The sequence below is a fragment of the Blattabacterium cuenoti genome (genome assembly GCF_014252255.1).
GTDB lineage: Bacteria > Bacteroidota > Bacteroidia > Flavobacteriales > Blattabacteriaceae > Blattabacterium > Blattabacterium cuenoti_J.
Genome location: NZ_CP059213.1, coordinates 407,951 through 432,811, shown reverse-complemented (window position 1 = coordinate 432,811; position 24,861 = coordinate 407,951). Strand labels below are relative to the sequence as shown.

Annotated in this window: 25 protein-coding genes and 1 other RNA gene; 21 read left to right on the top strand and 5 right to left on the bottom strand. The window is 22.1% G+C overall.

Features of this window, described 5'->3' with window-relative positions:
- Positions 1–5 precede the first annotated feature (5 nt).
- Genes H0H41_RS02100 through H0H41_RS02090 form a run of 3 tightly spaced genes read left to right on the top strand, consistent with a single transcriptional unit; the run spans position 6 to position 1,368 of the window.
- Complete coding sequence (locus tag H0H41_RS02100) at positions 6–509, top strand: ferritin (protein ID WP_185872061.1); 504 nt, start codon at positions 6–8, stop codon at positions 507–509.
- The gene (gene bamD / locus H0H41_RS02095) at positions 506–1,060 is read left to right on the top strand and encodes an outer membrane protein assembly factor BamD (protein WP_185872060.1); all 555 of its coding nucleotides are present in this window, start codon (positions 506–508) and stop codon (positions 1,058–1,060) included. The genes H0H41_RS02100 and bamD overlap by 4 nt, the downstream gene beginning before the upstream one ends.
- A complete protein-coding gene (locus H0H41_RS02090; protein WP_185872059.1) occupies positions 1,060–1,368 on the top strand; it encodes a hypothetical protein in 309 nt (102 codons plus the stop codon). The genes bamD and H0H41_RS02090 overlap by 1 nt, the downstream gene beginning before the upstream one ends.
- 6 nt (positions 1,369–1,374) lie before the next feature.
- Here the strand turns inward: H0H41_RS02090 and fsa are convergent, their stop codons facing one another.
- Complete coding sequence (gene fsa, locus H0H41_RS02085; RefSeq protein ID WP_185872058.1) at positions 1,375–2,037, bottom strand: fructose-6-phosphate aldolase; 663 nt, start codon at positions 2,035–2,037, stop codon at positions 1,375–1,377.
- A gap of 128 nt (positions 2,038–2,165) precedes the next feature.
- On the opposite strand from fsa, the gene lpdA reads away from it, so the two are divergent.
- From lpdA to obgE, 3 genes are all read left to right on the top strand, one after another.
- A complete protein-coding gene (lpdA, locus tag H0H41_RS02080) occupies positions 2,166–3,554 on the top strand; it encodes a dihydrolipoyl dehydrogenase (protein WP_185872521.1) in 1,389 nt (462 codons plus the stop codon).
- Between the two features lie 152 nt (positions 3,555–3,706).
- Positions 3,707–4,297 (top strand): nucleoside monophosphate kinase, encoded by a 591-nt coding sequence (locus H0H41_RS02075; protein WP_185872057.1) that lies wholly within the window; start codon positions 3,707–3,709, stop codon positions 4,295–4,297.
- Positions 4,298–4,301: 4 nt separating this feature from the next.
- Positions 4,302–5,288 carry a GTPase ObgE gene (gene obgE / locus H0H41_RS02070; protein ID WP_185872056.1) on the top strand — a complete coding sequence of 329 codons (987 nt, stop codon included), beginning with the start codon at positions 4,302–4,304 and terminating at the stop codon, positions 5,286–5,288.
- Positions 5,289–5,290: 2 nt separating this feature from the next.
- Here obgE and clpX read toward each other — a convergent pair whose 3' ends face one another.
- Positions 5,291–6,511 (bottom strand): ATP-dependent Clp protease ATP-binding subunit ClpX, encoded by a 1,221-nt coding sequence (gene clpX / locus H0H41_RS02065; protein ID WP_185872055.1) that lies wholly within the window; start codon positions 6,509–6,511, stop codon positions 5,291–5,293.
- Positions 6,512–6,541: 30 nt separating this feature from the next.
- Positions 6,542–6,642: signal recognition particle sRNA small type (ffs, locus tag H0H41_RS02060), an RNA gene on the bottom strand.
- 150 nt (positions 6,643–6,792) lie between these two features.
- On the opposite strand from ffs, the gene H0H41_RS02055 reads away from it, so the two are divergent.
- Together H0H41_RS02055 and H0H41_RS02050 are read left to right on the top strand one after the other, a co-directional pair.
- Entirely contained in the window at positions 6,793–8,430 is a 1,638-nt protein-coding gene (locus H0H41_RS02055) for a CTP synthase (protein WP_185872520.1), read from the top strand.
- On the top strand, positions 8,427–10,112 hold the full coding sequence (locus tag H0H41_RS02050) for a YidC/Oxa1 family insertase periplasmic-domain containing protein (protein ID WP_185872054.1): 1,686 nt from the start codon (positions 8,427–8,429) through the stop codon (positions 10,110–10,112). The genes H0H41_RS02055 and H0H41_RS02050 overlap by 4 nt, the downstream gene beginning before the upstream one ends.
- Before the next feature lie 12 nt (positions 10,113–10,124).
- Here H0H41_RS02050 and H0H41_RS02045 read toward each other — a convergent pair whose 3' ends face one another.
- Complete coding sequence (locus H0H41_RS02045) at positions 10,125–10,874, bottom strand: biotin--[acetyl-CoA-carboxylase] ligase (RefSeq protein WP_185872053.1); 750 nt, start codon at positions 10,872–10,874, stop codon at positions 10,125–10,127.
- A 109-nt stretch (positions 10,875–10,983) separates the two neighbouring features.
- On the opposite strand from H0H41_RS02045, the gene rsfS reads away from it, so the two are divergent.
- From rsfS to H0H41_RS02025, 4 genes are read left to right on the top strand one after another with little or no spacing between them, the layout of a single operon-like run.
- Positions 10,984–11,304 carry a ribosome silencing factor gene (gene rsfS / locus H0H41_RS02040; RefSeq protein ID WP_185872052.1) on the top strand — a complete coding sequence of 107 codons (321 nt, stop codon included), beginning with the start codon at positions 10,984–10,986 and terminating at the stop codon, positions 11,302–11,304.
- 43 nt (positions 11,305–11,347) lie between these two features.
- Positions 11,348–13,300, top strand: coding sequence for an ATP-dependent zinc metalloprotease FtsH (gene ftsH / locus H0H41_RS02035; RefSeq protein ID WP_185872051.1), 1,953 nt, complete (start codon positions 11,348–11,350; stop codon positions 13,298–13,300).
- A 22-nt stretch (positions 13,301–13,322) separates the two neighbouring features.
- Positions 13,323–14,147, top strand: a complete 825-nt coding sequence (locus tag H0H41_RS02030; protein ID WP_185872050.1) for a phosphatidate cytidylyltransferase — start codon at positions 13,323–13,325, stop codon at positions 14,145–14,147.
- An 18-nt stretch (positions 14,148–14,165) separates the two neighbouring features.
- Complete coding sequence (locus H0H41_RS02025; RefSeq protein WP_185872049.1) at positions 14,166–14,834, top strand: phosphatidylserine decarboxylase family protein; 669 nt, start codon at positions 14,166–14,168, stop codon at positions 14,832–14,834.
- A 33-nt stretch (positions 14,835–14,867) separates the two neighbouring features.
- On the opposite strand, the gene dnaK is transcribed toward H0H41_RS02025, so the two are convergent.
- Positions 14,868–16,781 carry a molecular chaperone DnaK gene (gene dnaK, locus H0H41_RS02020; protein WP_185872048.1) on the bottom strand — a complete coding sequence of 638 codons (1,914 nt, stop codon included), beginning with the start codon at positions 16,779–16,781 and terminating at the stop codon, positions 14,868–14,870.
- Positions 16,782–16,986: 205 nt separating this feature from the next.
- Between dnaK and rplM the strand changes: the two genes are divergently transcribed.
- The 9 genes from rplM to fusA all read left to right on the top strand — a co-directional run bounded on the left by rplM (position 16,987) and on the right by fusA (position 24,858).
- A complete protein-coding gene (gene rplM / locus H0H41_RS02015; protein ID WP_185872047.1) occupies positions 16,987–17,433 on the top strand; it encodes a 50S ribosomal protein L13 in 447 nt (148 codons plus the stop codon).
- A gap of 11 nt (positions 17,434–17,444) precedes the next feature.
- On the top strand, positions 17,445–17,825 hold the full coding sequence (gene rpsI / locus H0H41_RS02010; RefSeq protein WP_185872046.1) for a 30S ribosomal protein S9: 381 nt from the start codon (positions 17,445–17,447) through the stop codon (positions 17,823–17,825).
- 18 nt (positions 17,826–17,843) lie between these two features.
- On the top strand, positions 17,844–18,575 hold the full coding sequence (gene rpsB, locus H0H41_RS02005) for a 30S ribosomal protein S2 (protein ID WP_185872045.1): 732 nt from the start codon (positions 17,844–17,846) through the stop codon (positions 18,573–18,575).
- Complete coding sequence (gene tsf / locus H0H41_RS02000) at positions 18,572–19,399, top strand: translation elongation factor Ts (RefSeq protein ID WP_185872044.1); 828 nt, start codon at positions 18,572–18,574, stop codon at positions 19,397–19,399. The genes rpsB and tsf overlap by 4 nt, the downstream gene beginning before the upstream one ends.
- 18 nt (positions 19,400–19,417) lie before the next feature.
- Positions 19,418–20,965 (top strand): 2,3-bisphosphoglycerate-independent phosphoglycerate mutase, encoded by a 1,548-nt coding sequence (gene gpmI / locus H0H41_RS01995; protein WP_185872043.1) that lies wholly within the window; start codon positions 19,418–19,420, stop codon positions 20,963–20,965.
- A 23-nt stretch (positions 20,966–20,988) separates the two neighbouring features.
- On the top strand, positions 20,989–21,804 hold the full coding sequence (gene map, locus H0H41_RS01990) for a type I methionyl aminopeptidase (protein ID WP_185872518.1): 816 nt from the start codon (positions 20,989–20,991) through the stop codon (positions 21,802–21,804).
- A gap of 75 nt (positions 21,805–21,879) precedes the next feature.
- Entirely contained in the window at positions 21,880–22,287 is a 408-nt protein-coding gene (rpsL, locus tag H0H41_RS01985; RefSeq protein WP_185872042.1) for a 30S ribosomal protein S12, read from the top strand.
- Positions 22,262–22,741, top strand: coding sequence for a 30S ribosomal protein S7 (gene rpsG / locus H0H41_RS01980; protein WP_185872041.1), 480 nt, complete (start codon positions 22,262–22,264; stop codon positions 22,739–22,741). The genes rpsL and rpsG overlap by 26 nt, the downstream gene beginning before the upstream one ends.
- 11 nt (positions 22,742–22,752) lie before the next feature.
- A complete protein-coding gene (gene fusA / locus H0H41_RS01975; RefSeq protein ID WP_185872040.1) occupies positions 22,753–24,858 on the top strand; it encodes an elongation factor G in 2,106 nt (701 codons plus the stop codon).
- Positions 24,859–24,861 lie beyond the last annotated feature (3 nt).

Here is a 24,861-nt window from a genome sequence, read left to right as displayed (position 1 = left end):
TTGATATGCTTAATGATAAAATACAATTAGAATTAATAAAACAATTAAATAGAGAATCAGAATCTTCTCAATTATATTTATCTATGGCTTATTGCGTAGAAAAAAAAGGATTTGAAGGAATATGTGAATTTTTATATGATCATTCTAATGAAGAAAGAAAACATATGTTAAAATTAATCAGATATCTTAATAAAAGAGGAGGTGATATTACTTTAAATAATATTTTTTTAAAAAAAATAACATATGGATGTTTAAAAGAATTATTTCAAATATTATTTGAACATGAAAAAAAAATTTCTAATAAAATTAATTTTTTAGTTGAATTATCTTTAGAAAAGAAAGATTATTTTACATATAATTTTTTACAATGGTATGTTAAAGAACAAATAGAAGAAGAATCTTTAATTAAGAGAATTTTAGATAAAATTCAATTAATAGGAGAAGATAAAGGCGGATTATATTTATTTGATAAAGATATGAAAAATTTTCATAAAAATAAAAAATTATGAATATGAAAGTTATTTTTTTAATAATAATATTTATGAGTTTTTTTGAAAGTTGTGTTATTTCTAAAAAAAAATATGTTTCTTTAGAATTAGAAAAAGAAAATGAATTAATAGAAGAAAATTTATTTGAAAGTGGTAAATATTATTATTTTTCTTCTTTAAACTTTAATCTAGATAAAAATAAAACTGATATAGCAATTAATAAATTCAATCAATTCATTAAAAAATATCCTAAAAGTTTAAAAATAAAAGAAGTTTATAAATTACTTAATGATTTATTAATGAAAATAGAAAGAAAAAATTATTATATAGCTAATTTATATTTTATAATGCATAAATATCAAACTTCTTTAGATTATTTTCAAGATTTTATAAAAGATTTTCCAGAAAGTAATTTTAAAGAAAAAGTATTATATAAAATTTGTGTATCCCAATATAAATTATATAAAAAAAAAGATTTCATAAAATCATATAATGATTATATGAAGTATTTTTCATATTATAAAAATAATACTAAAAAATTAAAAATTTTATATAAAAAATTAAAAAATTAATGAATTTTTTGAATACTAATGCTCCAATAAATACTGAAACGATAGATCGTATAGAATTAGAAAAAAAATCAGGAAAAAATATATATGAAAGTATATGTATTTTAGAAAAAATAAGTCAAATAATTAGTAACCATCTTAAAAAAGATTTAAATAATAAATTAGAAGAATTTAATATAATCAATAAAAATAATCTAGAAGAGATTTTTGAGAATAAAGAACAAATAGAACTTTCAAAAAGTTATGAAAAATTACCAAAAGTAACATCTATTTCTATTCAATATTTATTAAATGAAAAAATAAAAATTTAATATTACTTAATTTATTTTATTTTTATAATCAATTAAAAATTTTTCTAATCCTATATTTGTTAAAGGATGATTAAGTAAAGAATAAATCACTTTTATGGGAGAAGTAATAGCGTATATTCCAATTTTTGAACATTCTATAATATGTAAAGGATGACGAATGGATGCTGCTAAAATTTTCGTTTTAAAATTATAATTATCATATATTTTTTTTATTTCTTTTATTAAATTTAATCCATCATAAGATATATCATCTATTCTTCCTATAAATGGAGATACATAATTAGCACCAACTTTAGCTGCAAATAAAGCTTGACTTGAAGAAAAAATTAAAGTACAATTAGTTTTTATTTTTTTATATGAAAAATATTTAATAGCTTTGATCCCATCACATGTCATAGGTACTTTTACTACTATTCTTGGATGAAGAAGAGAAAGTTTTTCTCCTTCTTTAATCATTTCTTCATAATTTGTGCTAATAATTTCTGCACTTACATTTTCTTTATTTTGTAGGATATTACATATAGATATATAATGATTTTCAATTTCTTTTTTACTAGAAAAAGATTCTTTAGAAATTAAAGATGGATTTGTAGTAACTCCATCTAATATCCCCAATAATTTTGCTTCGTTAATTTCCTTTAAATTTGCCGTATCTATAAAAAATTTCATAATTTATATATTTTATTGCAAATTTATTTAAATATTTTTTTTTTAATAAAAAAATGAATTTTTGTTTTTTTTATAAAAAGATTTTTAAAAAGAAAAATCCGTAAATTTAATAATATTTTTATATTATGATGCATTTTGATGTTATTATTTTAGGTAGTGGCCCAGGAGGTTATGTTGCTTCTATACGTGCGTCACAATTAGGAATGAAAACAGCGATAATTGAAAAGGAATCTCTTGGAGGAGTTTGTTTAAATTGGGGGTGTATTCCTACAAAATCTCTTTTAAATAGTGCCAAAATTTTACATTATATAAAAAAAAATGGACAACTTTTTGGAATTAAAAATGATCAAATCAAAATAGATTATTCTCAAATACTTTCTAAAAGTAAAAATATAGTAGAAAAAATGAGAAAAGGAATTTCATTTTTAATGAAAAAAAACGGAATTCATGTTATTTCCGGAAATGCAATTTTAAAAAAAGGAAAAAAAATTGAAATTTATAAAAATGAAAAAAATATAGCAGAATATTCTGCTACACATATTATTATTTCTACTGGAGCAAAACCTAAAATTGAAAAAAAATTTCAAAATAATCAAAAAATAATAACATATAAAGAAGCTCTTTCTTTACCTCATTTACCTAAAAAAATGATTATTATAGGTTCTGGTGCTATAGGATTAGAGTTTGCTTATTTTTATCATTCTATGGGAACAGATGTTTCTATCATAGAAATTTGTTCAAAACTTTTTCCAAGTGGAGATAATGAAATATCTGATTATTTAAAATTTTCTTTTGAAAAAAAAGGAATTAAAATTTATACATCTTCTTCTATAAAAAAAATTTTTGATAAAAATGAAAAAATTATAGTAGAAATTAAATCACCTAAAGGTGATATTATTTTAGATGCAAATAAAGTTCTTTATGCTATTGGTATTACTCCTAATATTAATAATATTGGATTAGAAGATATAGGAATTCAAATTGAAAAAGAATTTATTTATGTAGATGATAATTATAAAACAAATATAAATGGATATTATGCTATTGGAGATGTAATTCAAACTCCTTCTTTAGCTCATGTTGCTTCACATGAAGCGATAAATTGTGTTGAAAATATAAAAGGATTAAATTGTCAAAAAATCAATTATAATAATATTCCAAAATGTGTTTATTCTTTTCCTGAAATAGCTTCAGTTGGATATACTGAAATAGAATCTAGACAAAAAGGATTTCATATTAAAGTATCTAAATTTCCATTTAATGCTCTTGGTAGAGCTATTTCTGATGAAAACACTGATGGTTTTGTTAAAGTAATTTTTGATGATAAATATGATGAATGGTTAGGATGCCATATGATTGGAAATAATGTTACAGATTTAATTTCAGAAGTAGTTGTTGCAAGAAAATTAGAAGCTACAAGCTATGAAATTATAGGAAGTATTCATCCTCATCCTTCATTAAGTGAATCTATTTTAGAATCTGTATCTAATGCTTATGGTAGATCTATTCATTTATAAGTTATAAACTTCTTTTTACTTTATACATACATTATTTTTTATATTATTTTGATTATTAATACATAATTATATTGTGTATTAATATCTTTTTTCTATAAAAAATAAAATGGTTCTGTATTCTATTTGCAGAAAATTCATAATTTTATTATTTTATGATACATATTATATTGTTCGGGCCTCCTGGATGTGGAAAAGGAACTCAAGCTAAAATTATTGCAAATAAATTTGGTTTTATTCATTTATCTACTGGAATGATATTTAGAAATCATATAAAGAAAAAAACAAAGTTAGGAAAACTTGTTAGTTCTTATATTAATAAAGGAATGTTAGTTCCTGATATTATTACTACAAATATGTTATATATAGAAATACAAAAATATTTTTATGCCAAAGGAATTATTTATGATGGGTATCCTAGAACAAAAAATCAACTTATTTCTTTAGAAAAAATTTTAAAAAAATTTTTTTTAGGAACAATAAATATAATTTTTTATTTTTCTATTCAAAAAAATTTAATAATAAATAGATTATTAAAAAGAGGAGAAACTAGTTTAAGAAATGATGATATTAATATTATAACAGTTAAAAAAAGAATAGAAGAATATAAAAAAGAAACTTCTTTAGTTTGGAAAAATAATCATAAATGGATAAATAATTTATTTAAATTAAATGCTTCTCTTTCTGTAAAAGAAATTTCTATTTTTATAGAAAAAAAAATAATTAATTTTTTACAAAAAAATTAATTTTATGAAAAATTGTTTTATTGATTTTATAAAAATTTATTGTAAAAGTGGAAATGGAGGATCTGGATGTGTTCATTTTTATAGGGATAAATCTATAACTAAAGGAGGTCCAGATGGAGGAACAGGAGGAAAAGGTGGAAATATTATTATTCAAGGAAATTCTAGTATTTATACTTTTTTTCATTTAAGATATAATAAACACTGTATAGCAAAATCAGGATCTCCTGGAAAAGGAAATAATCTTACTGGATCCAATGGAAAAGATTTTTTAATAATTGTTCCAATAGGAACTATAATTAAAGATGAAAAAAAAAATATAATAATGGAAATTACTAAAAATTATGAAACAAAAATTTTATTTGAAGGTGGAAAAGGAGGAAAAGGAAATTCTTTTTTTAAAAATTCAATGAATCAATCTCCTTATTATGCACAACCAGGTATTAAAACAAAAGGATATTGGATTTTTTTAGAATTAAAAATTTTAGCAGATGTAGGATTAATAGGATTTCCAAATACTGGAAAATCAACTCTTCTTTCCGTTATTACAAAAGCAAAACCTAAAATAGGTAATTTTGCTTTTACAACTAAAAAACCACAATTAGGTGTATTAAAAATGAATTTTAATTCTTTTTTAATAGCAGATATTCCTGGTATTATAGAAAAAGCTTCTGAAGGAAAAGGGTTAGGTTATCATTTTCTTAGACATGTAGAAAGAAACTATATTTTATTATTTTTAATTTCTTCAGAAACAAAAAATATAAAACAAGAATATTTTATTTTATTAAATGAATTAAATAAATTTAATTCAAATCTTTTAAAAAAAAAACGTTTATTAGTTATTTCTAAATCGGATTTAATTGATAATAAAAAAAAAGAAACAATTATAAAAATATTTTTAAAGATAAAAGAAAATATTATGTTTATTTCTTCTTTTACAAAAGAAGGATTAATACAATTGAAAAAAAAATTATGGAAATTAATTCAAAATTAAAATTAATAATAATTAAGTTTTTTCATAACAATATCTTTATCTATATTTAAATTTTTTTGAATATTTTCTATATCATATATATAATCTATAAAAATCTTTTCACAAAAAGTACGTAATCCTCTTGCTCCTAATCCAATTTTAAAAGTTTTATCTGCTATAATATCTAAAGCTTCATCTGTTATATTCATAGATATATTATCCATATCAAATAATTTTTGATATTGTTTAATTAAAGCATTTTTAGGTTCTAATAATATTTTTTTTAGCATATTTTTATCTAATGGATTTAAATAAGTATTAATAGGAAATCTTCCTATTAATTCAGGAATTAATCCAAAATTTTTTAAATCTGAAGAAATAATATTTTTTAAATAATTATTTTTTTTATATTTTTTTTTTTGAGTAAAAAAACCTATAGAAATTTTTTCTATTCTATCAGATATAATTTTTTCAATTCCGTCAAATGTTCCCCCAGCTATAAATAATATATTTTCAGTATTAATTTGTATCATTTTTTGATCTGGATGTTTTCTTCCTCCTTGTGGAGGAACATTAATTATTGCACCTTCTAATATTTTTAATAAAGCTTGTTGGACCCCTTCTCCAGAAACATCTCTTGTTATAGAAGGATTATTACTTTTTCTAGATATTTTATCTATTTCATCTAAAAAAATAATTCCTTTTTCAGCAGAATTTATATCATAATTAACAGATTGTAAAAGTTTTGTTAATATAGATTCTACATCTTCTCCTACATATCCAGCTTCAGTTAAAGTAGTAGCATCTGCTATAGCAAAAGGAACTTTTAAAAGTTTTGATATACTTTTAGCTAATAAAGTTTTTCCTGTTCCTGTGTTTCCAATTAATAATATATTAGATTTTTCTATTTCTATATTTTCATTTTCTTTTTTTTGATTTTCATTATATTGACTATTAAGTATTCTTTTATAATGATTATATACAGCAACAGAAATAATTTTTTTTGCTTCATTTTGTCCTACAACATATTTATCTAAATAAAATTTTATTTCTTTAGGTTTTTTTATTTCTATTTTAATAGAATTATTTTCTTTTTTAGTTTTTTTTTCTAAAAATTTTTTATTAATTATAGAATAAGTTTTTTCTATACAAAAATTACAAATATGTCCATTTATTCCAGATATAAGAAAAGTTATTTCATTTTTTTTCCTTCCACAAAAATTACATTTTAATAAATCTTCCATCTTCCATATTTCATATTATTTATAATTATAATGGAGCAAGCTTTACTACATCACATCGCTACGACCTTATTACCTTTGCTGTGTTCCCACCCTGGAGGATTCATAGGGAGCTGATTGTGTAGAACTTGCTCCAAATTTGGTAAATATAAAAAAAAAATCATAAATTCTCATTTTTTCTAAATAAAATTGATATTTTATGAAATAAAAATTTTTTATAATTTATAATTATTAATTTATATTTTTGATTTATTTGTATTATTTCATTATTTATTTATTTTATGATGAAAACAAAATATATTTTTGTTACAGGAGGAGTAACTTCTTCTTTAGGAAAAGGAATAGTTTCAGCTTCATTAGGAATGTTATTAAAAGCTAGAGGATATAAAATTACGATTCTAAAATTAGATCCTTATTTTAATATAGATCCAGGTACTTTAAATCCTTATGAACATGGAGAATGTTTTGTAACTAAAGATGGAGCAGAAACAGATTTAGATTTAGGTCATTATGAGAGATTTTTAAATCAATCTACTACTAAAGAAAATAATGTAACATCTGGATTGATTTATAAAACAGTCATAGATAATGAAAGAAAAGGAAATTATTTAGGAAAAACAGTACAAGTTATTCCTCATATTACTAATGAAATTAAAAGACGTATTAAGATATTAGGAGAATCAAAAAATTATGATATTATTATTACTGAAATAGGAGGAACAGTAGGAGATATAGAAAGTTTACCATATATTGAATCAGTACGTCAATTAAAGTGGGAATTAGGAAAATTTAATGGATTGGTAATTCATTTAACATTACTTCCATATATTACAGTTACTGGAGAAATAAAAACAAAACCAACACAACATTCTGTTCGTAGTTTAATGGAAAATGGAATACAAGCAGATATTATTATTTGTAGAACAGAAAAACATATTTCTAAAGAAATTAGAGAAAAATTAGCATTATTTTGTAATGTAAAACCAAAACATGTTATAGAATCAATTGATACTAAAATTATATATGAAATTCCTTTTTTATTACATTTTCAAAATTTTGATAAAGTAGTATTAAATCATTTAAATTTATCAACTATTATTTCTCCTAATTTAAAAAAATGGAAAATTTTTATTAAAAAATATAAAAATCCTAAATATGAAACAAAAATAGCATTAGTTGGAAAATATGTTTCTTTACATGATTCTTATAAATCAATTATTGAAGCATTAATTCATGCAGGTACTGAAAATGATACTTACGTTAATATAAAATGGATTTATTCAGAAATGATAAAAGAAAAAAATATTAAAAAAAATTTTGAAGGAATTTCAGGAATTTTAGTTGCTCCAGGATTTGGAAATAGAGGAATAGAAGGAAAAATTCTTGCAACAAAATATGCAAGAGAAAATAAAATTCCATTTCTTGGAATATGTTTAGGAATGCAAATTGCTATAATAGAATTTGCAAGAAATGTTTTAGGATTAAAAAAAGCAGAAAGTTATGAGACAAATCCATATACTTCTCATCCTGTTATATCTTTAATGGAAAAACAAAAAAAAATAATTCATAAAGGAGGAACTATGCGTTTAGGAAATTGGAAATGTTCTTTAATAGAAGGTTCTAAAATATTTTCTATTTATGGAGGAAAAAAAGATATTTTTGAAAGACATCGACACAGATATGAATTTAATAATAATTATTTAGAATGTTTTTCTAACGCTGGAATGAAGCCAGTTGGAATTAATCCAGAAACAGGATTAATAGAAGCAATAGAGTTAGAAAATCATGTTTTTTTCTTAGGAGTTCAATATCATCCAGAATATAAAAGTACAGTAAAGAATCCGCATCCTTTATTTATTAATTTTATACAAGTTTCTAAAAATTATAAAGATATTGATCATCAGAATTCTTCTTATATATGAAGGATAAAAATTTAGATTATAATTCTATAATAGGACTATTCCTTATATTATTTATTTTAACGATTTTCACATATTTTAACATTAATAATAATAATAAAGAATCAAAAAAAGAATATAAAAAAATAATTTTTTTTAAAAAAAAAGAAAAAAATAATCTTTTTATATTAGAAAATAATGTTTTAAGATTAAAAATATCTAATATAGGAGGAATAATAAATGAAGTTCTTTTAAAAAAATATAAAGCATATGATCCTTTATTATCATATCATACAAAAAATCTGTATTTAATAAAAAATTCTAGTTTTTTATATAAAATGTCTTTTTTAAATAATAAAGGTTTAAATATTAATACAGAAAATTTATTATTTAAACCTTTATTATTTAATAATACAAAAAAATATAATAAAATTCTTATAATGAGAGCTAAAAATCCTTATGGAAAAGGTTTTTTAGATTATATATATACAATTGGTAAAAATAATCAATATGATATTGGTTTTTCTATAAAAACAACAAATTTTTTTCCTTTTAAGGAATCAGTTTCTATCAATTTAGAACAAAAAATTTTATCTCTAGAAAAAGATAGAGATTGGGAAAATTCCTATACTCAAGCATATTATTCTAATAATAATAATAATTCTATAAAATATTTATCTGAAAAAAAAACAGAAGAAAAAAATTTATCCAATATAAATTGGATTGCTCATAAACAACAATTTTTTGCTTCTATATTTAAACCAGAAAAAATATTAAAACATATTTTTATTCGATCTTATAATTTTTCTTCAGGAAATTCTTTAAAAAAAATTCAGTTTAAAACTTTTATAAAAAAAAAAGAAAATGAAGAATTTAATTTTTCTTTTCGTTTTTATTTTGGACCTTTGGATTTTTATTTATTAAAAGATTATAAAAATGGATTTGAAAATATTATTCCATTTGGATGGGGTTTTTTAAAATGGATTAATAAATATTTTTTTCTAATAATTTTTCAATTATTGGAAAAAACAAATTTAAATTATGGAATAATTATTATTTTAATGACTATAGTAGTAAAACTTATATTAGCTCCAATTACTTATAAACAATATAAATTAAGTGCTATAATGAAATTAATTCGTCCAGAAATAGAAAAATTAAACAAGGATTATAAAAATAATGAAGATGCTTTTAAAAAACAAAAAGCTATGATGAATTTATATAAAAAAGTAGGAGTAAATCCCATGTCAGGGTGTGTTTCTACATTATTTCAAATTCCTATTTTTTATTCATTATTTAAATTTTTTCCTACTATAATTAATTTAAGAGGAAAATCTTTTCTATGGGTAGATGATCTTACTTCATATGATTCAATTCTTGAATTACCTTTTTTTATACCTTTTTATGGTAATCATATAAGTTTACTAACTTTATTATATTCATTAGCATTATTTTTTTATACAAAATTAAGTAATAATGATAAAAAAGATTTTTCTCAAAATGAGCATAATACTATTCCTGATATAAATTTTTTATTATATTTAATGCCTATTATAATGTTATTTTTTATAAATAGTTATGCTTCTGCTTTATCTTTATATTATTTTATTTCTAATATTATAAATATTTGTTTTTTATTTTTAATTAAAAAATTTATGTTAAATGAAGAAAAAATTTTAATGAATATTCAAGAAAAAAAAATATAATAAAAATTATTTTTATTTATTAATAATAAATTTTATTTCTTTTTGAGAAAAAAAATAAAATTTATTATTAAATTCAATTATTAAAAAACCTTGATTTGTTATAGATCGTATTATTCCTTTAATAAAATTTTTTGTTTTATAAATATAAAAGATAGAAATTTTATCTTTTAAATAAAGATGATTAATATAATATTTTTTGATAAAATTTTCTCCATATTTTATAAATAATAAATATTCTTTTTGTATAAAAAAAATAATTTTATAAAATAAATCATCTAATTCAATATTTATATTTAAAATTTCTTTTAAAGAAGAAGCATTCCATTTTTTATCAAATTTTGTTTGATATACATTTAAACCAATTCCAATAATAGAAGTATGAATTTTTTTTAAAAAAAGACTATTTTCTATTAAAATTCCTCCTATTTTTTTACCAAATAATATAATATCATTAGGCCATTTAATCCAAAAAATTTTTTTATTTTTTTTTGATAAAACTTTATGAATTGCATTACTTGTAATAATGTTAATTATATATTTATTATAAAAAGGATTTATAGGTTTGAATATAATACTAAAAGTTAAATTCTTTTCTTTTTCTGTATACCATAAATTATTTCCTATTCCTATTCCTTTATTTTGATTTAAAGACCATATTATTAACCAATTTATATTTTTTAAAATATATTTTCTAGCATATTGATTTGTAGAATTAACTTTTTGTAATAGAATTAAATATATAGGCCAAATAAATTTTATCAAAATGTTTTATATTAGAAAATTAAACTTCTTTAAAGTGAAAATCTTATTTTTGTCTTACATTGAAATTTAAAAAAAATACTAATATAATAACATTAAAAAAATTTTTGTTTTGTTACTAAAAAAAATCATAGAAGGAATTCAAATGGTTAAAGGAGAAGATATATCTATTATAAATTTAAAAAATAAAAAAAATTTTATTTGTGATTATTTTGTCCTTTGTAATGGAAATACTCATAATCAAGTTTATGCTATTTCCCAATCTATAGAAAAAATTACAATGAAACAATTACAGGAAAAACCTTGGCATATAGAAGGATTAAAAAGTAAAAAATGGATACTAGTAGATTATATTTCTATTGTAGTTCATATTTTTCAAAAAGAAGTAAGACTATATTACAATATAGAAAATCTTTGGAATCAAAATTTATAACAAAAAATTTTGTTTTTATTTTTAAATTAGATAATGAAGAAATATGATAGATAAAAAAGGAAAAAACAAAAATAATTTTTTTTGGGTATATGCAGTAATATTTGCTATATTTATTGGAATATTCTTTTTTAAATCTTCTTTTTCAAGTCCTATAAAAATAGATCAGGATACTTTTTTTGATATTTTATCAAAAGGAGAAGTTCAAAAAATTATAATAAAACATAGAGAAATAGTACATGTTTATTTAAAAAAAGAATTTATAAATTATAATGAAATTAATGGATTTAATTTAAAATATTCTATTTTACCTAAAAATAATGAACAAAAATCTACTACACAATCATTAAAATATGAATTTGAAATAGGAGATTTACAATTTTTTCAAAAAAAATTTGAAGAATATAAAAGAAAATATAATTTAAATACTATTATTGATTTTAAAAATCAACAAGAATATACAATAACTAAATTTTTTTTTGATTATGGTATATTTTTTATATTATTAATTATTTTTTGGATTTTTTTATTTAGAAGAATAGGTTCTACAAGTGGAGGTCCAGGTGGACAAATATTTAATATAGGAAAATCTAAAGCTAGATTATTTGATGAAAATGATAATGTTAAAATTACATTTAAAGATGTAGCTGGATTAGAAGGAGCAAAAGAAGAAGTTCAAGAAATAGTAGAATTTTTAAAAAGCCCTCAAAAATACACTAAACTTGGAGGAAAAATACCTAAAGGAGCTTTATTAATAGGCCCTCCAGGAACAGGAAAAACTTTATTAGCTAAAGCAGTAGCTGGAGAAGCAAAGGTTCCTTTTTTTTCTTTATCAGGTTCAGATTTTGTAGAAATGTTTGTAGGAGTAGGAGCTTCTAGAGTAAGAGATTTATTTGAAAAAGCTAAAGAAAAATCTCCATGTATAATATTTATTGATGAAATTGATGCTATAGGAAGAGCAAGAGGAAAAAGTAGTATAGCAGGATCTAATGATGAAAGAGAAAATACTTTAAATCAATTATTAACAGAAATGGATGGATTTGGTACTCATACAAATGTAATTGTATTAGCAGCTACAAATAGATCAGATATTTTAGATAAAGCGTTACTTCGTCCTGGTCGTTTTGATAGAACTATATTAGTAGATTCTCCTGAATTAAATGAAAGAAAAGAAATATTTAAAGTTCATCTTAAAAGATTAATTTTATCTGAAAATGTAGATATAGATTTTTTATCTAGACAAACACCAGGTTTTAGTGGTGCAGATATAGCAAATATTTGTAATGAATCGGCTCTTATTGCTGCAAGAAAAGATAGATCTAAAATAGAAAATCAAGATTTTTTAGAAGCAATAGACCGTATTATAGGAGGATTAGAAAAAAGAAATAAAATTATTAAACCAAATGAAAAAAAAAGAATAGCCTATCATGAAGCAGGTCACGCTATAATAAGTTGGTTATTAGAACATGCAGCTCCTTTAGTAAAGGTGACTATAGTTCCTAGAGGAAGATCATTAGGATCTGCTTGGTATCTTCCAGAAGAAAGACAATTAACTACTCCAGAACAAATGAAAGATGAAATTTGTGCTTTATTAGCAGGAAGATCAGCAGAAGAAATTATTTTTAGTAGTATTTCAACTGGTGCCTTAAATGATTTAGAAAGAGTAACTAAACAAGCACAATCTATGGTAGCTATTTTTGGATTAAATGAAAAAATTGGAAATATTTCTTATTATGATTCTACAGGACAAAATGAATTATCTTTTTCTAAACCTTATAGTGAAAAAACCGCTCAAATTATAGATGAAGAAATATCAAAAATTATCAAAGAACAATATCAAAGAGCTAAAAATATATTAAAAAATAATGAAAAAAAATTAGCTATTTTAGCGAATGAATTATTAGAAAAAGAAGTGATCTTTAGAGAAGATTTAAAAAAGATTTTTGGAGAAAGACCTTATTCTGATGAAATTGGAGATATGTTAGGTAATATTTCTTAATTATTTTTATTTAAAAAATTTTATGAATGAAAAAAAGAAAAATTTCAACTTTTTAATAAGATTTTTAACTGGTTTTATTTATGTTTTTTTAATTATTATTTCTATTGAAACAGGAGAAAAAATGTTTAGAATAGTAATGATGTTACTATCTTTTTTTTGTTTATTAGAATTTTTAATTCTATCAAAAACTGATATTTTTTTAATTAAAATAGTTTGTTTATTTTTTTTATTTTCTATATTAATAGATATTTTTTTTATAAAAAAAGGAATTATTCCTTATATAATATGTTTTATTCCTTATTCTATAATTTTTTTATTAATTCAATTATTTTCTAAAAAATATTCTCATAAAGAAAAACTAATACAAGTTAGTCATTTAACTTTTGGATTTTTTTATATTATAATGCCTTTTTATTTAGCATCTTATATATATACTAGTATATATCATGGAAAAGAATTAATTTTAGGCATATTTATTTTAATATGGACAAATGATTCTTTTTCTTATTTAATTGGAAAAAAATGGGGAAAAAGAAAAATAGCTATATCTATTTCTCCTAAAAAGTCTATAGAAGGTTTTATTGGAGGATTATTATTTTGTTTAATATTAGGTTTTTTATTATATAAAATATGGAAAGAAAAATATTGGTTTCTTTTATCTTTTATAATTCCTATTTTTTCAATTATTGGAGATCTTATTGAATCTACTATTAAAAGATCTTATAATGTAAAAAATTCAGGTATTTTATTTCCTGGTCATGGTGGATTTTTAGATAGATTAGATAGTTTTATTTTTATTATTCCAATTATAGCAACAATAGTAATTAGTATGGTTTATTTATTTTAAATAATATTCTATTTAATTATGATTCATAAAGAAGGATTTACATTTTTAATTTATTCTTTTATAATAATATTATTATTAATATTTATTTCTTTTCTTTTTTTTTATAAAAAAATTTCTTTTATTATATCTATTTTTTTAATAATATTATACTTTTTTTTTATTTTTTTTTTTAGAAATCCAAAAAAATATTTTTATATTAAAGATTATCCTAATAAAGAAATAGTTATTTCTCCTGCTGATGGAAAAATTATTAAAATTCAGAAAAAAATTTTTGAAAATGAATTTTTAAAAAAAAATTGTATATGTATTTCTATTTTTATGTCTCCTTTTAATGTTCATGTTAATAGATTTCCTGTATCTGGAAAAGTAATTTATACAAAATATCATCCAGGAAAATTTTTAATAGCTTGGTTGAAAAAATCATCATTAAATAATGAACGTACAACTACTGTTGTACAAATAAATAATGGAAAAAATATATTATTTAGACAAATAGCGGGATTTTTAGCTAGACGTATTACTCTTTATGCAAAAAAAAATTCTATAGTCAAAAAAGGAGAGGAATTTGGATTTATTAAATTTGGATCTAGAGTTGATCTTTTTTTACCTTTAAATTCTATTATTTTAGTGAAAAAGGGAGAAAAAGTTTCTGGAGGAGAAACTCTAATTTCTATTATTCCATTATAATGAATAACTCCCTTTATCAGTTGATTTTTTATTTTATTTTATTTCTTCGTAATCAACATCTTGTACATTTTCATTTTCTTTATTATTACTTTTGTCATTATTTTCTTTTTTATCTGATTTTGATTGATTATTATCATTATTCTTTTTTTCTTCTGTATAAAGTTCCTGAGAAGCGTTAGTCCAAGCTTCATTAAGTTTTTTCATATTATCATCAATAGATGAAAAATTTTTTTCAGAATGAGCTTTTTTTAATTTTTCTAAATATATTTCTATATTTTTTTTATTATTTTCTGATAATTTATTTCCATAATCTTTTAATTGTTTTTCAGATTGAAAAATTTGATTATCAGCCATATTTAATTTTTCTATTTCTTTTTTTATTTTTTCATCTTTTTGAGCATTCTCTTGTGCTTCTTTTTTCATTTTTTCGATTTCTTCTTGATTTAAACCTGAAGAAGTTTCAATACGTATTGATTGTTCTTTTCCAGTCCCTTTATTTTTTGCAGATACATTAAGTATTCCATTAGCATCTATATCAAAAGCAACCTCTATTTGAGGAATTCCTCTAGGAGCTGGTGGAATATCTATTAAATCAAATCTACCAATTTCTTTATTATCATTAAACATTGGTCTTTCACCTTGTCCTACACGTATAGTTACTGCAGATTGATTATCTGATGCTGTAGAAAAAACTTCCGATTTTTTTGTAGGAATAGTAGTATTAGATTCAATAAGTTTTGTAAAAACCCCTCCTAAAGTTTCAATTCCTAAAGATAAAGGAGTAACATCTAATAATAAAACGTTTTGTACATCTCCAGTTAAAACTCCACCTTGTATAGCAGCTCCAATAGCAACAACTTCATCTGGATTTACTCCTTTAGATGGTTTTTTTTTAAAAAATTTTTCTACCTCTTCTTGTACTTTTGGTATACGTGTTGATCCTCCTACTAAAATAACTTCATCTATATCTTTAGTATTTAAATTAGCATCTTTTAATGCTTTAGAACAAGGTTGAATAGAACGTTGTATTAATTTCTCTGATAATTGTTCAAATTTAGCACGAGTTAATGTAATAACTAAATGTTTAGGGCCAGATTCTGTAGCTGTAATATATGGAAGATTAATTTCTGTTTGATTAGAAGAAGATAATTCTATTTTAGCTTTTTCAGAAGCTTCTTTTAAACGTTGTAAAGCCATAGGATCTTTTCTAAGATCTAATTTTTCTCTATATTTAAATTCATTTGCTAAATAATCAATAATTATTTGATCAAAATCATCTCCACCTAAATGAGTATCTCCATTTGTAGAAAGAACCTCAAAAACTCCATCACCTAATTCTAAAATAGAAACATCAAATGTACCTCCACCTAAATCATATACAACTATTTTTTTATTTTGATTACTTTTATCTAAACCATAAGCTAAAGCTGCTGCTGTTGGTTCATTAATAATTCTTTCTACTTTTAGTCCTGCTATTTCTCCAGCTTCTTTAGTAGCTTGTCTTTGTGCATCATTAAAATAAGCCGGAACTGTAATAACAGCTCTATCAACTTCTTCTCCTAAATAATCTTCAGCAGTTTTTTTCATTTTTTGTAAAATCATTGCTGATATTTCTTGAGGAGCATATAATCTTTTTTCTATATCTACACGAGGTGTATTATTTCCACCTTTAATAACTTTATAAGGAATATGTTTTAATTCTTCTGTTACTTCAGAATACATTCTTCCCATAAATCGTTTAATCGAAAAAATAGTTTTTTGTGGATTAGTTACAGATTGTCTTTTTGCTGGATCTCCTATTTTTCTTTCTCCTCCTTTTACAAATGCAACTATAGATGGAGTAGTTCTTTTCCCTTCTGAATTAGGTATAACAATAGGGTCATTTATCTCCATTACAGCAACACAAGAATTTGTTGTTCCTAAATCTATTCCTATAATTTTACTCATTTTTATTACGTTTTTTCAATATTAATTAATTAATTAATAATTCTTCAATCATTATGCCATAATGAAAATAAAAGCTATTATAAATAAGTGAATAGAATGTATGACAATAAAAAGCTTTTGAAAAAAAAATTTTTTATGACAAAAAGTCATTTATATTTTAATATTTATTTTTATATTATATATTATAATATAAACAATAAAAGATATGAATCCATTAAGTTTAAAAACTTATTCAGTTAAAAAAAAATCAATAGTAAAATCTTGGATAATAATGGATGCTACTAATCAAATTTTAGGAAGATTATCTTCTCAAATTGTTTCTATTATACGAGGAAAATATAAATCTTTTTTTTCTCCACATATAAATTGTGGAGATCATGTCATTGTAATTAATTCTAATCATATTAAACTTACCGGAAAAAAATGGAATAATAAAAAATATATTCATTATACTGGATATCCAGGAGGAAAAAAAATTATTTTTTTGAAAAATTTATTTAATAAAGATTCTAGAATTTTAATATATAAAGCAGTAAAAGGTATGCTTCCTAAAAATCGTTTAGGTCGTTCAATTTTAAAAAATTTACATGTATATCATGAATCTAATCATAAACATGAATCTCAAAATCCTATTTTATTTAAGTTAAATTAATAATAAAAATTATGGTACATCATACTATAGGAAGAAGAAAAAGATCTCTTGCACGTATATATTTTAAACAAGGAAATGGAATAATAACTATTAATTCTAAAAAATTAGATCAATATTTTCCAAAATATATTTATCAAAAAATTTTATATCCTATAAAAATTATTGATAAATTAAATCAATTTGATATAACTATAAAAGTTATTGGTGGTGGTTTTAATGGACAAGCAGAAGCTATTCGTCTTGCAATTTCTCGTGCACTTTGTCAAAGTGATCCAAAATATAGAAAAAAATTAAAATCTGAAGGATTATTAACTCGTGATTCTAGAGAAGTTGAAAGAAAAAAATTTGGTCAAAAAAAGGCAAGAAAAAAATACCAATTTTCAAAACGATAAAAAAATTAAAAAATAAAAATGAAAATTAATACTCAAGATTTATTAAAAGCTGGTGTTCATTTTGGACATATTGCACGTAAATGGAATCCAAATATGCGTTCTTTTATTTTTATGAAAAAAAGTGGAATTCATATTATAGATTTATCAAAAACAATTATAAAATTGGAAGAAGCTTGTAATGAATTAAAAAAAATTGCCATAACTGGAAAAAAAATATTATTAGTTGGAACTAAACCTCAAGCTAAAAAAAAAGTTTCTTTATATGCAAAAAGTATAAATATGCCTTGTGTAACAGAAAGATGGTTAGGGGGGTTTTTAACAAATTTTACAACTATTCGAAAATCTGTTAAAAAAATGAATAGTATAGAAAGAATGAAAAAAAATGGAACTTTTAATACTTTATCAAAAAAAGAAAGATTATTAATTGATAGATTATATGAAAAACTACATAAAAATTTAGGAAGTATTTCAAATATGAATCATATACCAGGTGGTATTTTTTTAGTAGATCCAAATAAAGAAAAAATAGCTTTAACAGAAGCTAAAAAATTAAAAATACCCATATTTGCTATGGTAGATACAAATACGAATCCTAATGATATTCACTATCCTATTCCATCTAATGATGATTCATCTAAATCTATAGATATTATTTTAAAATTTATTACAGAATCTATAAAAAATGGAATTATTATAAACAGAAATGAACGTGAAGAAAAAAATTTTACCATAAAAAATAGAAAATCATGAAAATTTCTGTATTTCAAATTAATAAACTTAGAAAAATAACAGGTATTGGAATAATGGATTGTAAAAATGCTTTAATTAATTCAAATGGAAATATAGATGAAGCTATTCATATTTTAAGAAAAAAAGGAGAAAAAATTGCAATTAATCGTTCATTATTTCAAATGAAAGATGGAGTTATTATTTCTCAAATAAATTCTAATTTTACTTCAGGAACAATTATAGGTATTAGTTGTGAAACTGATTTTTTATCTAAAAATTTAGAATTTTTAAATTTTTCATTTATGCTTTCTAAAAAATCTTTAGAATTTTATACTAAAGAAGATTTTTTAAAAAGTTTTTTACATGATAAAAATTATCATGGAAGTGTTAAAGATATTATTATTAATAAAATGGGAGTTGTAGGAGAAAAAATTGAATTAAAAATTTTTGAAAGAATAGATTCTCCATTTGTAATGAATTATACTCATAATAACTATAAAATTGCAACATTAATAGGATTATCTTCTAAAATAAACGTATCTATAGCTAAAAATATAGCAATGCATATAGCGGCTATGAACCCTATAGCTATAAATAAGGAAGGAATACCAAATATTTTATTAGAAAAAGAAATAGATATTATAAAAAATCAAATAAAAAAGGAAATAAAATCAGATAAAATAAAACAAAAAATTATTAAAGGAAAAATTCAAAAATTTATTTTAGATAATACTTTATTAAATCAAAAATTTATAAAAAATAATAAAATAAGTATTCAAGAATATTTAAATAAAAATAATAATAATAATTTAAAAATAAATTTTTTTAAAAGAGTTAGTATTTAATATTAATAAATTTAATAAATGAAAAAATTAATGTTGATAATTTTAGATGGATGGGGTCTTTCTTCTCCTATAAATTTTTTTTCCTCTGCTATTAAAAAAGCAGATACTCCATTTATTGATTTTTGTTATAAAAATTATCCTTTTAGTAAATTAGAAGCTTCAGGAATTTATGTTGGATTACCAAATGGTCAAATGGGAAATTCTGAAGTTGGACATATAAATTTAGGATCTGGACGAAAGATAATTCAAAATTTAGAAAAAATTAATACATCTATTAAAAATGGATTATTGAAAAAAAAAATTAATTATATTTTTGAAAATATTTCTTTTTTAAAGAAAAAAATTCATTTTATTGGATTATTATCTGATGGTGGAGTTCACTCACATATGAATCATCTTTTTTATTTACTTAAAATAGCATATGAAAAAAATATAAAAGACGTTTTTATACATGTTTTTACAGATGGAAGAGATTCTTCTCCTAAGAGGAGTATTTTTTATATAAAAGAACTTTTAAAAGTAACTAAAAAATATGTTGGTAAATTATCTACTGTTATGGGAAGATATTATTCAATGGATAGAGATCATAAATGGGAAAGAACTAAAAAAGCATATAATGCTATGGTTAATTCACAAGGTTTTTATACTAAAAATATTTTTTCTTCTATAGAAGAATTTTATAAAAATGGAGTTACTGATGAATTTTTATTACCTTTAATAATTATTGATGATAAAGGTTCTCCTATTTCAAAGATAGAAAATGGAGATATTGTTTTTTGTTTTAATTTTAGATCAGATCGTTCTAGACAAATAACTGAACTTTTTATTGGATATAATTCTTTTTTAGATGTTAAAAAGTTAAGTTTATTTAATTACATAACTATGACTTGTTTTAATGATAAATATCAAAATGTTGATGTTCTTTTTAAAAAAGAATTTTTACCAGAAACGTTAGGTGAAGTTTTGGAAAAAGAGGGAAAAAGACAAATTCGTATATCTGAAACAGAAAAATATCCACATGTTACTTTTTTTTTCTCTGGAGGACGAGAAATTCCTTTTGATAAAGAAATTAGAATTATTTGTCCTTCTCCAAGAGTATCTACTTATGATTTAAAACCTGAAATGAGTGGAAAAGATATTATAAAAAGAATTATTCCTGAATTAAAAAATAAAAATTCAGATTTTATTTGTTTAAATTTTGCAAATCCAGATATGGTAGGTCATACTGGAAAAATGAAAGAAACAATAATGGCGTGTGAATATGTTGATCAATATACAAAAATTTGTTCAGAAGAAGCTATAAGAAATTCATATATAGTTATTATAGTAGGAGATCATGGAAATGCAGATTATATGATTAATATAGATGGGACTCCAAATACTTCTCATACTACATCTTTAGTTCCTTTTATTATTTTAGATCAAAAAATAAAAAAAAAAGATATTATTTTAAGGGAAATAGGTTCATTATCAGATGTAGCTCCTACTATACTTCAATTAATGGAATTACCAATTCCTCATATTATGAGTGGTATTTCTATGATTAAAAAATATAGAAAAGAATAATTATACTTTATTACTTTATTTTGATGCATATAAAAACTATTGAAGAAATAATATTAATTAAAAAAAGTGCTTTTTTAGCTTCTAAAACATTAGGTATGTTATCTAAAGAAATTATACCTGGTATAAATACTATTTATTTAGATAAACTTGCAGAAACATTTATTTATGATCATGGTGGAAAACCAGCTTTTTTGGGTTTATATGATTTTCCGAATACATTATGTGTTTCACCAAATAATCAAGTAGTACATGGTATACCTAATAAATATCCCTTACGTGAAGGAGATATATTATCTATAGATTGTGGTGTTTATATGAATGGTTTTTATGGAGAACATGCATATACTTTTGAAGTTGGGTCCGTTTCTAATGAAATAAAAAAATTTCTTAATTTTTCTAAAAAATCTTTATATATTGGAATTTCTAAATGTATCAGTGGAAATAATGTTGGAGATATAGGATATTCTATACAATCTTATATTGAACAAAATGGATATAATGTAGTTAAAGATCTTGTTGGTCATGGAATTGGAAAAAAAATGCATGAAGATCCTCAAATTCCTAATTTTGGAAAAAAAGGACAAGGATTAAAATTAGAAAATGGATTAGTAATTTCAATAGAACCTATGGTAAATTTAGGATCATCAGATATTTTTTTTCATAAAGATGGATGGACTATTACTACTTTAGATAAAAAAATATCTTCTCATTATGAACATAATATTGCGATTGTAGATGGATTACCTTGTTTGCTTTCTACTTTTCGTTATATTTATAAAGAACTGAATATTAAATCATATGAAGAAGATTTATTTCAAAATAAAAAAATTAATTTTTAATGTTAATTTGTTGATTAAGTTATAATTTTTTATATTAAATAACATAATGATTTATGTTCTAAATATAGATATAATATGCCTACTATACAACAATTAATTAGAAAAGGTCGTACTTCTGTACCTAAAAAAAGAAAATCTATTGCATTAGAATTTTGTCCTCAAAAAAGAGGAGTTTGTACTAGAGTTTATACTACAACACCTAAAAAACCAAATTCAGCTATGCGAAAAGTAGCTCGAGTACGTTTTACTAATGGAAGAGAAGTTATTAGTTATATAACAGGAGAAGGACATAATTTACAAGAACATTCGATAGTTTTGGTTAAAGGAGGAAGAGTAAAAGATTTACCAGGAGTAAAATATAAAATAGTAAGAGGAGCTCGTGATACAGCTGGAGTAAATGGACGAAAAAAAAGTAGAAGTAAATATGGTGCTAAAATAATTAAAAAAAGTTTAATTAATGAGAAAAGTAAGAAAAAAATATAAAATATATTTACCAGATCCAAAATTTAATGATCCACTTGTTACACGATTTATAAATCATTTAATGAAAAATGGGAAAAAAAATATAGCATATAAAATATTTTATAATGCTATTGAAAAAATAGATTTAATAAAAGAAAAAGAAGAAAAATCAGCATTAGAAATATGGAAAGATGGATTAAAAAATGTAATGCCTCATGTAGAAGTTAGAAGTCGTCGTATGGGAGGATCTAATATTCAGGTTCCTGTTCCTATTTCTTCTAATAGTAAAATAACTAAAGCAATGAAATTATTAATATCTTGCGCATTTATTAGAAGAAATGAAAAAAGTATGGCAAATAAATTAGCATACGAAATATGGGACGCTTTTCAAGAACAAGGAGAAGCAATTAAAAGGAAAGAAAATATTCATAAAATGGCTGAAGCTAATAAAGCATTTTCTCATTTTAGATTTTAGTTATTTTTTTTATGAGTAAAAATTTAAAATATACGAGGAATATAGGTATTGCTGCACATATTGATGCAGGAAAAACAACTACTACAGAAAGAATTTTATTTTATACAGGAATAAATCATAAAATAGGAGAAGTTCATGACGGAGCTGCTACTATGGATTGGATGCAACAAGAACAAGAAAGAGGTATAACTATAACTTCTGCAGCTACATTTTGTGAATGGATATATAATAAAAAAAAATATCAAATTAATATTATCGATACTCCAGGACATGTAGATTTCACTGTAGAAGTAGAAAGATCTATGAGAATTTTAGATGGAATGGTTGTTTTATTTAGTGCTGTTGATGGTGTAGAACCGCAGTCTGAAACAGTATGGAGACAAGCAGATAAATATGAAATACCTAGAATAGCTTTTGTGAATAAAATGGATAGACAAGGAGCTGATTTTTTTGATGTTTGTTCTCAAATAAAAAAAATTTTAGGAGCAAATTCTCTTCCTTTACAAATTCCTATTGGAAGTGGAGATAATTTTGTTGGTGTAGTAGATTTAATAAAGAATAAAGCCATAAAATGGGATGAAAATAATTATGGAATGACATATAAAGAATATCCTATTCCATATGAAATGAAAAATTTAGTGAATGATTATCATAATAAATTAATTGAAACTTTATCAGAATATGATGATGTAATAATGGAAAAATTTTTATATAGTAATTATACTATATCAGAAGATGATATTATTCATTCTTTACAAAAGAATACAATACAAATGAAAATTATTCCTATTTTATGCGGTTCTTCTTTTAAGAATAAAGGAGTTCAATCTATATTAGATGCAATATGCAGATATTTACCTTCTCCTTTAGAGGTTAAGGATATAGTAGGAATTCATCCTATTAGTCAAAAACAAGAAATAAGAAAACCTAATGAAAATGAACCTTTTTCTGCTTTAGCTTTTAAAATATCAAGTGATCCTTTTGTAGGTCGTTTAGCTTTTTTTAGAGTTTATTCTGGTAAAATAGAATCTGGTTCTTATAGTTTTAATGCAAGATCTGGTAATAAAGAAAGAATTTCTAGAATATATCAAATGCATGCAAATAAACAAAATCCAATAGAAAAAATTGGACCTGGAGATATAGCCGCTGTAGTTGGATTTAAAGATATTAAAACAGGAGATACTTTATGTGATGAAAAATATCCAATTTTATTAGAAAATATATTATTTCCAGATCCAGTTATTGGTTTAGCTATTGAACCTAAATTTCAATCAGATGCTGATAAAATGGGATTAGTTTTATCTAAATTAATGGAAGAAGACCCAACTTTTCAAGTTAGAACAGATCATTATACAGGTCAGACTATTATTTCTGGAATGGGAGAACTTCATTTAGAAATAATTGTAGATCGTATGAAAAGAGAATTTAAGATTGAAGTTAATCAAGGAAAACCTCAAGTAGAATATAAAGAAGCTTTGACTAATTCTGTTGAACATAGAGAAATATATAAAAAACAAACAGGAGGAAGGGGGAAATATGCAGATATATTATTTAGATTAGAACCTGGAAATATAGAACAATCTGGGTTAATATTTATTAATAAAATTAAAGGAGGAAATATTCCTAAAGAATATATTTCTTCTATAGAAAAAGGATGTAAAGAAATGATGAAAAATGGACCTTTATCTGGATATGAAATAGATAATGCGAAAGTTACTATTTTAGATGGATCTTATCATTCTGTTGATTCTGATCAACTTTCTTTTGAAATAGCAGGAAAATTAGGATTTAAAGAAGCTTCTAAAAAAGCAAATCCAGTTTTATTAGAACCAATTATGAAATTAGAAGTTATTGTACCAGAAGATAATATGGGAGAAGTAATAGGAGATTTAAATAGAAGAAGAGGAATAGTGAAAGATATGAATACTAAAAATAATGTAAAAATAATTCAGGCTTCAGTTCCTTTATCTGAAATGTTTGGTTATGTAACAATTTTACGAACACTTTCTTCCGGAAGAGGTACTTCTGTTATGGAGTTTTCTCATTATGATACAGTTCCTACTAATATAATAAATAATATTATTATAGATAATCGTAATAATAAAATAAAAAAATAAGCA

Excerpts from the sequence above, each read along its gene's own strand:
- H0H41_RS02055 (WP_185872520.1), top strand. The coding sequence starts at position 6,793 with ATGAAAACAAAATATATTTTTGTTACAGGAGGAGTAACTTCTTCTTTA.
- map (WP_185872518.1), top strand. The coding sequence starts at position 20,989 with ATGCATATAAAAACTATTGAAGAAATAATATTAATTAAAAAAAGTGCT.
- clpX (WP_185872055.1), bottom strand. The coding sequence starts at position 6,511 with ATGGAAGATTTATTAAAATGTAATTTTTGTGGAAGGAAAAAAAATGAA.
- ftsH (WP_185872051.1), top strand. The coding sequence starts at position 11,348 with ATGATAGATAAAAAAGGAAAAAACAAAAATAATTTTTTTTGGGTATAT.
- gpmI (WP_185872043.1), top strand. The coding sequence starts at position 19,418 with ATGAAAAAATTAATGTTGATAATTTTAGATGGATGGGGTCTTTCTTCT.
- fsa (WP_185872058.1), bottom strand. The coding sequence starts at position 2,037 with ATGAAATTTTTTATAGATACGGCAAATTTAAAGGAAATTAACGAAGCA.
- H0H41_RS02025 (WP_185872049.1), top strand. The coding sequence starts at position 14,166 with ATGATTCATAAAGAAGGATTTACATTTTTAATTTATTCTTTTATAATA.
- rpsI (WP_185872046.1), top strand. The coding sequence starts at position 17,445 with ATGGTACATCATACTATAGGAAGAAGAAAAAGATCTCTTGCACGTATA.
- H0H41_RS02050 (WP_185872054.1), top strand. The coding sequence starts at position 8,427 with ATGAAGGATAAAAATTTAGATTATAATTCTATAATAGGACTATTCCTT.
- H0H41_RS02030 (WP_185872050.1), top strand. The coding sequence starts at position 13,323 with ATGAATGAAAAAAAGAAAAATTTCAACTTTTTAATAAGATTTTTAACT.
- obgE (WP_185872056.1), top strand. The coding sequence starts at position 4,302 with ATGAAAAATTGTTTTATTGATTTTATAAAAATTTATTGTAAAAGTGGA.
- dnaK (WP_185872048.1), bottom strand. The coding sequence starts at position 16,781 with ATGAGTAAAATTATAGGAATAGATTTAGGAACAACAAATTCTTGTGTT.
- rpsG (WP_185872041.1), top strand. The coding sequence starts at position 22,262 with ATGAGAAAAGTAAGAAAAAAATATAAAATATATTTACCAGATCCAAAA.
- H0H41_RS02075 (WP_185872057.1), top strand. The coding sequence starts at position 3,707 with ATGATACATATTATATTGTTCGGGCCTCCTGGATGTGGAAAAGGAACT.
- rpsL (WP_185872042.1), top strand. The coding sequence starts at position 21,880 with ATGCCTACTATACAACAATTAATTAGAAAAGGTCGTACTTCTGTACCT.
- H0H41_RS02090 (WP_185872059.1), top strand. The coding sequence starts at position 1,060 with ATGAATTTTTTGAATACTAATGCTCCAATAAATACTGAAACGATAGAT.
- tsf (WP_185872044.1), top strand. The coding sequence starts at position 18,572 with ATGAAAATTTCTGTATTTCAAATTAATAAACTTAGAAAAATAACAGGT.
- rpsB (WP_185872045.1), top strand. The coding sequence starts at position 17,844 with ATGAAAATTAATACTCAAGATTTATTAAAAGCTGGTGTTCATTTTGGA.
- fusA (WP_185872040.1), top strand. The coding sequence starts at position 22,753 with ATGAGTAAAAATTTAAAATATACGAGGAATATAGGTATTGCTGCACAT.
- bamD (WP_185872060.1), top strand. The coding sequence starts at position 506 with ATGAATATGAAAGTTATTTTTTTAATAATAATATTTATGAGTTTTTTT.
- lpdA (WP_185872521.1), top strand. The coding sequence starts at position 2,166 with ATGCATTTTGATGTTATTATTTTAGGTAGTGGCCCAGGAGGTTATGTT.
- rplM (WP_185872047.1), top strand. The coding sequence starts at position 16,987 with ATGAATCCATTAAGTTTAAAAACTTATTCAGTTAAAAAAAAATCAATA.
- H0H41_RS02100 (WP_185872061.1), top strand. The coding sequence starts at position 6 with ATGCTTAATGATAAAATACAATTAGAATTAATAAAACAATTAAATAGA.